Here is a 12,566-nt window from a genome sequence, read left to right on the forward strand (position 1 = left end):
CCCATGCACCTCCTCTCCGCCCAGGCCGGCGCCATCCAGCAGGAAGGCGAAGCCATCGATCTCAACCAGCGCCCCGGGGCGCTGGTCTTTGCTTCATCGGCCGATAGCGAACTGGCCATGCTGGCCGGCGCCGCCGACCGGGCAGGGGAGGATGAACTCCGCCTCGCCAACACATTGCGCCTTTCCAACAATCTCTCGGTCGATCTCTGGCTGGAAAAAACGGTGGCGCATGCACGCCTCGTCACCCTCCGCCTCATCGGCGGCGCCGCCTATTTCCAATACGGCGTCGACGAACTCACCGCCCTCTGCGCCAACAGGAAGATTCCGCTCGTCCTGCTCCCCGGCGACGCCAACCCCGACCCCATCCTGCAATCCCGCTCCACCATCCACCCCGATGACTGGACAAGGCTCCACAGCCTCTTCACCGCAGGCGGCCCCGACAACGCCGACACGATCCTCAAAGCATTCGTAAAGCTAGCGGCTCCTTCCCCTTCTCCCCTTGAGGGAGAAGGTGCCCGAAGGGCGGATGAGGGGGCTCTTTCTACCCTTCACCCCCAACCCTTCGCCCGCTTCGGCCTATGGCACCCGACCACCGGCATGACCGACGAGCCCGGCCTGCGCGCGCTCCACGCTGCAATGCCGCCCACGCACCGGCCGGATTCCTCCCCCTATCAGGGGGAGGCTAGGAGGGGGTACCCCACAAAGACTCCGCCTCACATCCCCATCCTCTTCTACCGCGCCGCCCTCGAAGGCGCCGGCACCGCCACCATCACGGCCCTCATCGCCGAGCTGGAATCGCAAAACCTCGCCCCGGTCCCGCTCCTCGTCTCCTCTCTCAAGGAAGCCCCCTGCGCCCGCTTCGTGCAGAACGCCCTCGCGGCCTTCCCGCCCGCGGCGATTTTCAACCTCACCGGCTTCGCCCTCGGCCTCGACAGCCTCGACGAAAAATCCAACCCCTTCGCCACATCAGACGCTCCGGTCATCCAACTCATCCAGTCCGGCCGCTCCGAAGCCCAATGGCGCGCCGATAGCCAGGGCCTCTCCTCCAAGGACATGGCCATGTTCCTCGTCATGCCCGAAGTCGATGGGCGCCTCGGCGGCCTCATCATCGGCCACAAGGCCGACGCCGTCTGGCACACCCGCTGCCAGGTCCCCCTCACCGCCTACACCCCCGACCCTTCCGGCATCACCCGCGCCGTAACCCTAGCCAAAAACTGGTCCCGCCTCCGCACCACCCCCGCGCCGACCGCCGCGTCGCCCTCGTCCTCGCCAACTACCCCATCCGCGACGGCCGCCTCGCCAACGGCGTCGGCTACGACGCTCCCGAATCCACTTTGCGCATGCTCCTGGAATTGGAAAAGGCAGGATACGATCTATCGGCTCCGTCCCCTTCTCCCCCTCGTGGGAGAAGGTGCCCGAAGGGCGGATGAGGGGGCCTTCCCTACGGACGCCGCCACCCTCATCGCCGCCCTCCAGTCCGGCCCCACCAACGCCAATCCCCAGCGCGGCTCATCCCCCGCCACGCTCCCGCTCGCCCGCTACGCCGAACTCTTCGCCACCCTGCCCGAAAAAATCCGCACCGAAGTCACCACCCGCTGGGGCGACCCCACCACCGATCCCTTCATCCGCGACAACACCTTCCACCTCCCCGCGCTCATGTCAGGCAATATCGCCATCCTGCTCCAGCCCGCCCGGGGCTACCAGCTCGACGAAACCGCCTCCTATCACGACCCGGCCCTCGTCCCGCCCCATGCCTATCTCGCCGCCTATCTCTGGCTGCGCCACGATTTCGGCGCCCATGCCCTCATCCACAACGGCAAGCACGGCACTCTCGAATGGCTCCCCGGCAAGGCCACCGCGCTCGATGAAGCCAGCTATCCCGACGCCCTCTGGGGCCAGCTGCCCCATCTCTATCCCTTCATCGTCAACGATCCCGGCGAAGGTACCCAGGCCAAGCGCCGCGCGGGCGCCGTCATCATCGATCACCTCGTGCCCCCGCTCACCCGCGCCGAAACCTATGGTCCCCTCAGGGAACTCGAAGCCCTGCTTGATGAATATTACGCCGCCTCCGGCATGGACCGCCGCCGCCTCGCCGACCTCAAGCGCCGTATCCTCGATTTTGTCAGCGACAGCAGGCTCGACCGCGATATCGGTCTGCCCGAGGACGTAACCCAAGCCCTGATCAAGATCGACAACTTCCTCTGCGACCTCAAGGAAGCCCAGATCCGCGACGGCCTGCACATCTTCGGCCAATCGCCCGAGGGCACCCTCGAACGCGACCTCGCGGTGGCTTTGGCCCGCGTCCCCCGCGGCGACGGGGCAGGGGAGGCTTCCCTCATCCGTGCCCTCGCCGATGACCTCAAGCTCGGCTTCGATCCGCTGACATCAAAGCTGGGAACCCCGTGGACCGGGCCAACCCCCACCCTCACTCCCTCCCCACAAGGGGGAGGGAAGCCCGCTCAGAGTCTCTCCACGAATTCTGAATTTGCGGCCCCATCGCCTCCCTCCCCCTTGTGGGGAGGGAATGAGGGTGGGGATAAGCCACGCACACTGGGCGACGTGGTGGAACATCTCGAAAATCTGGCTGCCTCGTTGGTCGATGGCACGCTGACGGCCGATCCCGACTGGACCGCCACAGCAGCCGTCCTCGCCACGGTACAATCCACCATCCGCCCCCGCCTCGCCGCCTCCGGCCCGGCCGAAATCGCCGCCCTCATCGCCGGGCTCGATGGCAAATTCATCGCCCCAGGGCCCTCCGGCGCGCCCTCACGCGGTCGCCTCGACGTGCTGCCCACCGGCCGTAATTTCTATTCGGTGGATTCCCGCGCCGTCCCCACGCCATCAGCCTGGGAACTCGGCAAAAAATCCGCCGAAAGCCTCGTCCTCCGCCACCTGCAGGATCATGGCCATCATCTGCGCGCAGTCGCCCTCTCCGTCTGGGGCACCGCCAACATGCGCACCGGCGGCGACGACATTGCCCAGGCCATGGCGCTGATCGGCGCCCGCCCCACCTGGGATCCCGGCTCCCTCCGCGTCTCCGGCTATGAAATCATCCCGCTGGCCAAGCTCGGTCGCCCCCGCGTCGACGTCACCCTGCGCATATCCGGCTTCTTCCGCGACGCCTTCCCCGCCCAGATCGCCCTGTTCGATCGCGCCATCCGCGCCATCGGCGCCCTCGACGAACCCACCGACGACAACCCCATCGCCGCCACCATGCGCGCAGACGCCCTCGGCCTCATCGCCTCAGGCCAGGACGAAGCCGCCGCCGGCCACCGCATTTTCGGCTCCAAACCCGGCACCTACGGCGCCGGCCTCAATGCCATGATCGACTCGGGCGCCTGGTCCACCAAATCCGACCTCGCCAATCGCGCTCTCGATTGGGGCCAATACGCCTATGGCGCGAAAGACGCCGGCACCCCCCAGCGCGACCGCTTCGCCGCCCGCCTCTCCGATATCGACGCCGTCATCCACAATCAGGACAATCGCGAGCACGACCTGCTCGACTCAGACAATTACTACCAGTTCGAGGGCGGCCTCTCCGCAGTCGCCGAATCCCTCACCGGCGCAAAACCTTCCGCCTACCACAACGACCATTCCCGCCCCGAACGCCCGCTCATCCGCACGCTGGAAGAGGAAATCTCCCACGTCATGCGCTCCCGCGTGGTCAATCCGAAATGGCTCGCTGGCATGCAACGCCACGGCTATCGCGGCGCCTTCGAGATCATTGCTACCGTCGATTTCATGTTCGCCTTCGCCGCCACCACGGGCGCGGTCAAGACCCACCATTTCGACCTGGCCTTCGAAGCCTTCGTCGAAGACGATGTGGTGCGCGACTGGCTCAAGGGAGCCAATGCCCACGGCTATGCCGAACTGATCGCCAAGTTCAACGATGCCATCAAGCGCGGCCTCTGGGCCCCGCGCTCCAATTCCGCCCACGCCTATCTGGAGGAGTCCAAATGACCGACAAGCCTGCCAAGAAGACCGACCTGATGACCGAGGCGGAGCGCGACGCCTATCACGCCGAAAAGATGCGGAAGAAGCGCGAGGCGCGGAACAAGATTCTGGCGACCAAGACCCAGGAAAAAGGCCTGCTCATCGTCCATACCGGCAAGGGCAAGGGCAAATCCACCGCCGCCTTCGGCATGGTGTTTCGCGCCCTCGGCCACGGCTTCAAGGTCGGCGTCGTGCAATTCGTCAAGGGCGTATGGGAAACCGGTGAGCGCGACGTGCTCGACAAATTCCCCGACCTCGTCACCATCAACGCCATGGGCGAAGGCTTCACCTGGGACGTCGCCGACCGCCAGCGCGACCTCGCCGCCGCCCGCAAGGCCTGGGACGAGGCCAAGGCGCTGATCGCGGACCCCAGCTACAAGCTGGTCCTGCTCGACGAGCTCAACATCGTCCTGCGCTACGACTATCTGCCTCTCGAGGAAGTGGTCGAGTTCCTGGCCAACAAGCCCGCCGACAAGCACGTCATCGTCACCGGCCGCAACGCCAAGGACGAAATCATCGACATTGCCGACCTCGTCACCGAAATGACCGAAATCAAGCACCACTTCCGCGCGGGCGTGAAAGCCCAGAAGGGCATCGAGTTCTAACAATACCTGCGCCTCAACAGCTCTCATGGTGAGCCTGTCGAACCACGAGGGCGTGGCATTGATGCTACCCCACCCACGATGTCACCCCGGCCTTGAGCCGGGGCCCATCCTGAGTGGTTTCCACGCCCAACGATGGCAGAACTATCTCAGGATGGATCCCCGCCTCCGCGGGGATGACACCGAGTTTGGAACGCCGCTCTCAGCAATTCCCCCGCAAACTCCCCACCAGCCGCTCCACCACCGGATTCATCTCCGATACATCCGTCACCGAATATTCCATCCGGAACGCCGCATAGCTCGTCCCGTCGCATAGCAGCACTATGCGCTGGTAGAGAATGCGCGACCCCTTGACCGCCGACCAACTGGCCCAGCGCGGCGTCACGGCTTGATAGGTCGTGTTCCACGCCTCGGACTCGCCCCAGGCCATGCGCTGGCTTACTTCGTCCTCGAAGCTATCAGTGAGGTTGCCGCCCCACACCGTCAGATAGGTGGGATTGCCCCCGGCCGCGAAACTCGCGCCGTCGCCATTGTCACTGAAATTCTGGTCACTGAAACCGGGCGGAATATCCACGCCATAGCCGAACCGGCCATTTTCATAATGCTCCCAACCCTGCGCAAAAGCAGGGGCGGCGATCAGGGCGAAGATGAGGGCAAGAAAGATACGCATGCCCCAAGCCTGCCTGCGTTGGCGCCTCGCTGCAAGTCACGATATTGCCCGGGCACCAGCCGGATTCCTCCCCCTATCAGGGGAGGCTAGGAGGGGGTATCCCCCAAATACCCCCTCACACCACCACGATCCCCGCATGCTTGGCCTTCTCCTCCGGCTCCACATGAATGGTGATCTGCACATCCTTCACTGCCTCGCGCAGCTTGGCCTCGATCGCATCGCAAATGGCATGCGCCGCGTCCACGCTCATCGCGCCGGGCACGACGAGGTGAAAATCGATAAAGGTCATCTTTCCCGCCTGCCGCGTGCGGATGTCGTGCGCCTCGATCGCCCCGTCGGCATTGGTGGCGATCACCTCGCGGATGGTCTTCTGCGTATCCTTGGGCACGGCCACGTCCATCAGCCCGCCCACGCTCTGCCAGATCACGCCCCAGCCCGACCACAGGATATTGAGCGCCACCAGCCCCGCCAGCACCGAGTCGAGCGCCGCCCAGCCGGTCAGAAACACCAGCCCCAGCCCCAGCAACACGCCGATGGTCGAAACCACGTCGGTCAGCAGGTGCTTGCCATCGGCCTCCAGTGCCGGCGACCGCACCGCCCGTCCATGCCGGATCAGCACAAAGGCCCAGATCACGTTGATGACGGTCGCCACGCCGCTGACCATCAGCCCCTGTACCGGCGCCTCCGGCAATTCCGGCGCCAAAAAGCCCAGCACGGCCTCGCGGAAGATCAGGATCGCCGCCACGATGATCATCACGCCCACGATGACCGCCGAGAAATATTCCGCCTTGTGATAGCCATAGGGCAGGGCGGCATCGGCCGGCTTCTGCGCCAGCCGCACCGCGATCAGCGCCACAATGGCCGTCACCACGTTGACGATCGATTCCAGCGCATCGGAATAAAGCGCGATCGAGCCGGTAATATACCACGCGAGAAATTTCAGCCCGAGCACGATCAGCCCGACCAAAAGGCTCGCTCCGGCAATAGCCAGCGTTCTGTTTGCGGTAATGCTCACGACAGAGGCCCCCGATTTGGCTGTCCCCAGCCCATAGACCCATGCGTCGTCAGCGGCAAGTCATTGAATTTGCAAATCATTTTCAGAAGCATTCTGATCTGGCCGTGCTTTGCCGCAAGCCATTGATTGACCACGCGCTTCCCCCCCGCCTAGAACCAATCCGCGCAGAGTTCCCACGACGGAACTGAAACAGAATTCGGTGCGGTCGACCCAATCAGGGACCAATTCCGAACTGCACGAGGCCATAGATGACGCAAATATCGGGACGCATCGTCGCCGGAATCGGCTTTGCCAGCGCCGCCACGGCGCAGGAGTTGATCGACCTGATCGCGGCCAGCCTGGCCGAGGCCGGTCTTGACGCCACCCACCTCGCCGCCATCGCCACCCATAAGCGCAAGCTAGGCACCGCAATCCCGCTGCATGTTGCCGCCCATTTCGGCGTGCCGCTGCGCCTGCTCGATGATGGCGACCTGACCATGCTCGGCCTTGCCGAAGGCGCCGCCGCCGCTGCCGGCCCATTGCGCCTCACCAAGCGCAAATCGCGCTACGCCACCTGCGCCCTGGCCGATTGCGCGCCCGGCTTTTCCGTCGCCAGCTTCGGTCAGCCGCCGATATCCAGCGCGGCGATGGCTTCGTCCAGGCTCGCCACTTCATTGGCCGGGCCATAGACCGGCCGCGCGATCATGATCACCTTGACCCCCAGCTTTTGCGCCGCTTCCAGCTTGGCCGCAGTCTGTCCGCCGCCCGAATTCTTGGTGACCAGATGAGTAATGCCCTCGCGCTGCATCAGCGCCATTTCGTCACCCACCGAATAGGGCGGTCGCGTCCGCAACAGGCTGGCATGGCGCGGCAATTCCATATCCGGCACCTCGATGGTCCGCACCACGAATTGGCAATCGTCCCGCTCGAGAAAATGGCTGAGCCCGGTATGTCCCGTGGTCAGCAACACATCGGCATTGGGTGGCAGCGCCGCCGCCGCCTCGGCCACATTCTCGACAGTCACCCAGTCAGCGCCGATCTGCTGCTCCCATGCAGGCCGCATATAGCGCACCAGCGGCACCCTGGCCTGCTGCGCCGCCGCCACCGCATTGATGGAAATCAGCCCGGCATAGGGGTGGGTCGCGTCCACCAGCCGATCGATTCCGGCCACCTTCAGATACGCCGCCAGCCCCGGAATCCCGCCAAACTTGCCCATGCGCAGCCCGCCCTCGGGGAGCTTCGGGTCCTGCGTGCGCCCCGCCAGCGAGGTCGTCACCTCATGCCCCATCGCCACCAGCCGATTGGCCAGCTCCCGCGCCTCGCCCGTACCGCCCAGGATCAGGATTTTCATGGTTTTGCCGGTGCTCCTTTCCACCAATGTGCCCATTGGCAACGCGTTTCTCAAGCTCCCGCACCGGCGTTTCAGTCGACACCCTCCCCCTTGCGGGGAGGGATCAAGGGTGGGGGCGTTTAGCCCCGATATCCGGGCCAACCACCACCCCCTCCCAACCTCCCCCGTCGAGGGGGAGGTGCCGCCCTGTGGATAGAACGAGATGGTGCCACAGTGTCTGACCCCACCCGCCACCCCAACCATTTCGCCGCCCTCGACCACGCCGATTTCCCCCCCTTGAACCCGGCTCCGTCTGGCTGGTCGGCGCCGGCCCCGGTGGCCCCGGCCTTGTCTCGCTGCTCGCCTACCATGCGCTCGGCCAGGCCGATGTCATCGTGCATGACGCCCTGGTCTCGCCCGACCTCCTCGCCATGGCCCCCAGGCACACGGAGAAAGTGTTCGCCGGCAAGCGCGGCGGCAAGCCCTCGCCCAAACAGGCCGACATCACCCTGCAACTCATCGACCTCGCCCGGTCAGGCAAGCGCGTCCTCCGCCTCAAGGGCGGCGATCCCTTCATGTTCGGCCGCGGCGGCGAGGAAGCCGGCGCCCTGGCCCGCGCAGGCGTGCCCTTCCGCATCGTCCCCGGCATTTCCGCCGGCCTCGGGGGCCTCGCCTATGCGGGCATTCCCGTCACCCACCGCGACACCAACCACGCCGTGATCTTCCTCACCGGTCACGACGAAACCGGCGCCGTCCCGCAAGGCGTCGATTGGGCCGCCGTTGCCAACGCCGCCCCCGTCATCGTCATGTTCATGGCGGTCAAGCATCTCGGCTCCATCGCCCAAAAACTCCTCGCCGCCGGCCGCCCCGCCACCGACCGCCTCGCCGTGGTCTCCCACGCCGCCACCCCGGCCCAATCCATCATCGAAACCACCCTGTCCCAGGCACACACCCTCACCGAGGTGCCCACCCCGGCCATCGTCGTCCTCGGCCCCGTCAGCGCCTACCGCCAATCGCTGGACTGGTACGTGGACGAAGCCCGGAGGCATGTCTTTGGCTGAGCACGGATTTTACAGTGTGCCCACCCTCCCCCTTGAGGGGAGGGTAGCGACGCTAGGCCTGAAAGGCCGTAGCAAAGCTAGGGAGGGGGTAATTCTGTGGGGCACTTTCTGGGTTATTCACCCATGACCCGGGGCCTCATCATCGCTGCCCCCCGCTCCGGCTCCGGCAAGACCACCATCACCCTCGGCCTGCTCGCCGCCCTGCGCCGCAGCGGCCGCGTCGTCGCCCCCGCCAAGACCGGCCCCGACTATATCGACCCCGCCTTCCTCAGCCGCGCCGCCTTGCGCGAAGCGGTCAATCTCGACCCATGGTCGATGTCCGCTTCCCGACTCAAATCCCTCGCCGCCACCCAATCGACAGGCGCCGATCTCCTGCTGGTCGAAGGCGTCATGGGCCTCTTCGACGGCGCCGCCGACCATACCGGCTCCACCGCCGACCTCGCCGAACTGCTCGAGCTCCCCGTCATCCTCGTCGTCGATGCCACCAGCCAGAGCCAGTCCGTCGCCCCCCTCGTCGCCGGCTTCGCCAACTGGCGCCCCGGCGTGCGGATCGCCGGCACCATTCTCAATCGCGTCGCCTCGATGAAGCACGAGCGCATGCTGCTCGACGCCCTCACGGCGACAGGCATACCCTGCCTCGGCGCCATCCCCCGCGACGCGGCCCTCGCCATCCCCGAGCGCCATCTCGGCCTCGTCCTCCCCGGCGAAGTCGCCGCCTTCGACTCTTTCCTCGCAGCCGCCGCCGAAGCCGTCGCCTCCTACATCGATCTCCCCCGCCTCACCGCGCTCGCCACGCCCATCGTCGCCGCCGACACCTCTCCCGCGCCCCTGCCGCCCCTCGGCCAGCACATCGCCATAGCCCGCGACGACGCCTTCGCCTTCCTCTATCCGCATATTCTCGACGGCTGGCGCAGCATGGGCGCCGAACTCAGCTTCTTCTCGCCCCTGGCCGACCAGGCTCCGTTAGCCACTGCCGACGCCGTCTACCTCCCCGGCGGCTACCCCGAACTCCACGCCGCCACGCTGGCGAACGCGACGAACTTCAAATCCGGCCTCATCGCCGCCCGAGACCGCAATGCGCTGCTTTACGGCGAATGCGGTGGCTTCATGGTCCTCGGCGAAACCCTCGTCGACAAAGCCGGGCAGGGCCACCAGATGGCCGGCCTGCTCCCCGTCACCACCCGCATCGATCGTCCCAAGCGCATCCTCGGCTATCGTCGCCTCACCCAGTCCGGCGCGCTCCCCTGGCCCCTCCAGCTCAACGGCCACGAATTCCACTATTCCTCGGCCAAACAATCCCGCCTGCCGCCCCTCTTCGCCGCCACCGACGCCACCGGCGCCCCACTCCCCCCATGGGCGCCGCCATCAACCGCGTCATGGGCTCTTACGCCCATGTCGTGGATGCGGCATAAAACGCGCCATGGCTAAATCCCTGATGTTCATGGGCACCGGCTCCGATGTCGGCAAATCCCTCCTCGTCGCCGGCCTGTGCCGCGCCTTGGTCCATCGCGGCCTCCGCGTCGCCCCCTTCAAGCCGCAGAACATGTCCAATAATGCCGCCGTCACCGCGGATGGCGGCGAAATCGGCCGTGCCCAGGCCCTCCAGGCCCGCGCCGCCCGCCGCGATCCCATCACCGCGATGAACCCGGTCCTCCTCAAGCCCGAGCAGGAAACCGGCTCCCAGGTCGTGGTCCGCGGCCAGCGCCGCGCCTCCATGTCGGCCCGCGCCTATTGGCAGGAACGCGGCCAGCTCATGCCCGAAGTCCTCGCCGCCTTCCACGAACTGGCCGACACCGCCGATATCGTCCTCGTCGAAGGCGCCGGCAGCGCCTCCGAGGTCAATCTGCGCGCCAACGACCTCGCCAATTTCGGCTTCGCCCAGGCCGCCAATGTGCCGGTTGTGCTCGTCGGCGACATCCACCGCGGCGGCGTCATCGCTTCCCTCGTCGGCACTTTCGCGGTCATCGATCCCGCCGACGCCGCGCTGATCCGCGCCACAATGGTCAACAAGTTCCAAGGCGACCCCGCCCTCTTCGCCGATGGCATCCGCTTCCTTGAGCAGCGCACCGGCACCCCCTGTTTCGGCCCCGTCCCCTGGTTCGCCGACGCGGCAAAGCTCCCCGCCGAAGACGTCCTCGCCCTCGAGATCCTACACATCCAGCCGGGCAGGGGGCGTCACCATCGCCGTGCCCCGCCTGCCGCGCATCGCCAATTTCGACGATCTCGACCCCCTCCGCGCCGAGCCCGGCGTCAACGTCATCCTGGTCGAGCCCGGCCAGCCGCTCCCCCGCAACGCCGACCTGATCATCCTCCCCGGTTCCAAAGCCACACGCAGCGACCTCGCCGCCCTCCGCCACAACGGCTGGGACATCGACATATCCGCCCACCACCGCGCCGGCGGCCACATCCTCGGCATTTGCGGCGGCTACCAGATGCTCGGCCATTCCATAGCCGACCCCGATGGCATCGAAGGCGCCCCCGGCACCAGCCCCGGCCTCGGCCTGCTTGACGTCGAAACCGTTCTCACCCCGACAAAACAACTCCGCGTCGAACACGCCATCCACGCCGCGTCAGGCGCCGCCATATCCGGCTACCACATGCATATGGGCGCCACCTCAGGCCCAGACACGGCCCGCCCCTTCGCCCACATATCCGGCGCCCCCGAAGGCGCCACCAGCATGGATGGCCGCGTCACCGGCACCTATCTGCACGGCCTCTTCGCCGCCGATCCCTTCCGTCGTGCCAAGCTCGGCACTGCCGCCAGCCCCGATCTCGCCTACGAAGCCGGCATCGAGCAGGCCCTTGACGATCTCGCCGCCCACCTCGAAAACCACCTCGATCTCGACGCGCTGCTGGCGCTGGCCGAACAAGTGGACCTAGATTGATGCACGCCTTCATCGCCCCCCTCGCGCTGCTGCTGGAACGCTGGCTCGGCTATCCGCCCCGCCTCACTGACGCCATCGGCCATCCCGTCATCTGGATCGGCCGCTTCATCACCTTCATGGAAACGGGCGTCGACAAGCGCGAACGCACCCCGCGCCAGCGCCGCGATGCCGGCCTCTTCACCCTCGGCGTCCTGCTGCTGGTTACCCTTGTCGTCACCCTGCTGGTGCAACAGGCCCTGCGCAACCTCCCCTTCGGCTGGGCGCTCGAAATCCTCGTCGCCACCCCCTTCCTCGCCCAAAAGGAACTCGGCCGCGCCGTCGAAGCCGTCGCTACGGCCTTGCGCACCTCGCTCGAATCCGGCCGCGAATCCGTCAGCCACATTGTCGGCCGCGACCCCCAGGAGCTCGATGAAGCCGGCGTCGCTCGCGCCGCCATCGAAACCCTGGCCGAAAGCACCTCCGACGGCGTCGTCGCCCCCTGGTTCTGGCTGGTCATTTTCGGCCTCCCGGGCATCGCCCTCTACAAGGCCATCAACACCGCCGATTCCATGATCGGCCATATGAGTGAGCGCTACCGCGACTACGGCTGGGCCGCCGCCAAGCTGGATGATCTGGTGAACTGGCTCCCCGCCCGCCTCACCGCCGTGCTCATTACCGCCGCCTGCTTCATCACCCCCATGCCAGCCCCGGCGCTGCCTGGGCCACCGCCCGGCGCGATGCAAGCAAGCACGAATCCCCCAATGCCGGCTGGCCCGAAGCCGCTTTCGCCGGCGCCCTCGGCTTCAAGCTCGGCGGGCCGCGTAGCTACGATGGTGAACTGGTCGATCTCCCCAGCTTCGGCACCGGCAAATCCGATCTCGTCGCCAGCGACATCCTGCGCGCTTTGGTGCTCTATCGCAGCACCCTCAACATCCTGCTCGGCCTCAGCATAATCATCGCCCTGCTCATCTTCGCCGCCTGATGGGCTTTGGCAGTCGAACTGCCGTCTTGATCTGGCGTGACTGAATTGCCTGTGCCATGACTTCTCTAGA

The 12,566-nt window shown here is 66.3% G+C and carries 7 protein-coding genes and 3 pseudogenes; 7 read left to right on the forward strand and 3 right to left on the reverse strand.

The window, feature by feature from the left end:
* Window positions 1–3: 3 nt before the first annotated feature.
* A complete protein-coding gene (locus tag FPZ08_RS22945) occupies window positions 4–3,960 on the forward strand; it encodes a cobaltochelatase subunit CobN (protein ID WP_425457563.1) in 3,957 nt (1,318 codons plus the stop codon).
* Window positions 3,957–4,598, forward strand: coding sequence for a cob(I)yrinic acid a,c-diamide adenosyltransferase (cobO, locus tag FPZ08_RS00560; protein WP_146288184.1), 642 nt, complete (start codon window positions 3,957–3,959; stop codon window positions 4,596–4,598). Before FPZ08_RS22945 ends, cobO begins: the two co-directional genes overlap by 4 nt.
* 199 nt (window positions 4,599–4,797) lie before the next feature.
* On the opposite strand, the gene FPZ08_RS00565 is transcribed toward cobO, so the two are convergent.
* Together FPZ08_RS00565 and FPZ08_RS00570 are read right to left on the reverse strand one after the other, a co-directional pair.
* Window positions 4,798–5,265, reverse strand: coding sequence for a hypothetical protein (locus tag FPZ08_RS00565; RefSeq protein ID WP_146288185.1), 468 nt, complete (start codon window positions 5,263–5,265; stop codon window positions 4,798–4,800).
* Between the two features lie 115 nt (window positions 5,266–5,380).
* Window positions 5,381–6,274, reverse strand: coding sequence for a cation diffusion facilitator family transporter (locus FPZ08_RS00570; protein WP_146292838.1), 894 nt, complete (start codon window positions 6,272–6,274; stop codon window positions 5,381–5,383).
* 254 nt (window positions 6,275–6,528) lie between these two features.
* Here FPZ08_RS00570 and FPZ08_RS00575 point away from each other — a divergent pair, with 254 nt between their 5' ends.
* A complete protein-coding gene (locus tag FPZ08_RS00575; RefSeq protein ID WP_146288186.1) occupies window positions 6,529–6,948 on the forward strand; it encodes a cobalamin biosynthesis protein in 420 nt (139 codons plus the stop codon).
* On the opposite strand, the gene FPZ08_RS00580 is transcribed toward FPZ08_RS00575, so the two are convergent.
* Window positions 6,882–7,610 (reverse strand): cobalt-precorrin-6A reductase, encoded by a 729-nt coding sequence (locus FPZ08_RS00580; protein WP_146288187.1) that lies wholly within the window; start codon window positions 7,608–7,610, stop codon window positions 6,882–6,884. The two genes, FPZ08_RS00575 and FPZ08_RS00580, sit on opposite strands and share 67 nt — an antisense overlap.
* A 296-nt stretch (window positions 7,611–7,906) precedes the next feature.
* Here FPZ08_RS00580 and cobA point away from each other — a divergent pair, with 296 nt between their 5' ends.
* The 4 genes and pseudogenes from cobA (at window position 7,907) to cbiB (ending at window position 12,496) form a co-directional block, all read left to right on the forward strand.
* Complete coding sequence (gene cobA, locus FPZ08_RS00585; RefSeq protein ID WP_146288188.1) at window positions 7,907–8,650, forward strand: uroporphyrinogen-III C-methyltransferase; 744 nt, start codon at window positions 7,907–7,909, stop codon at window positions 8,648–8,650.
* A gap of 123 nt (window positions 8,651–8,773) precedes the next feature.
* A pseudogene (locus FPZ08_RS00590) lies at window positions 8,774–10,062 on the forward strand (cobyrinic acid a,c-diamide synthase CobB).
* 23 nt (window positions 10,063–10,085) lie between these two features.
* Window positions 10,086–11,535, forward strand: a pseudogene (locus tag FPZ08_RS00595) (cobyric acid synthase).
* A pseudogene (gene cbiB, locus FPZ08_RS00600) lies at window positions 11,535–12,496 on the forward strand (adenosylcobinamide-phosphate synthase CbiB). The pseudogenes FPZ08_RS00595 and cbiB overlap by 1 nt, the downstream one beginning before the upstream one ends.
* Window positions 12,497–12,566: the final 70 nt, after the last annotated feature.

The organism is Devosia ginsengisoli, from assembly GCF_007859655.1.
Lineage (GTDB): Bacteria > Pseudomonadota > Alphaproteobacteria > Rhizobiales > Devosiaceae > Devosia > Devosia ginsengisoli.

What these genes read in the sequence shown, in the direction of transcription:
- FPZ08_RS22945 (WP_425457563.1), top strand. Translation starts at nt 4, where the DNA reads ATGCACCTCCTCTCCGCCCAGGCCGGCGCCATCCAGCAGGAAGGCGAA.
- cobO (WP_146288184.1), top strand. Translation starts at nt 3,957, where the DNA reads ATGACCGACAAGCCTGCCAAGAAGACCGACCTGATGACCGAGGCGGAG.
- FPZ08_RS00565 (WP_146288185.1), bottom strand. Translation starts at nt 5,265, where the DNA reads ATGCGTATCTTTCTTGCCCTCATCTTCGCCCTGATCGCCGCCCCTGCT.
- FPZ08_RS00575 (WP_146288186.1), top strand. Translation starts at nt 6,529, where the DNA reads ATGACGCAAATATCGGGACGCATCGTCGCCGGAATCGGCTTTGCCAGC.
- FPZ08_RS00580 (WP_146288187.1), bottom strand. Translation starts at nt 7,610, where the DNA reads ATGAAAATCCTGATCCTGGGCGGTACGGGCGAGGCGCGGGAGCTGGCC.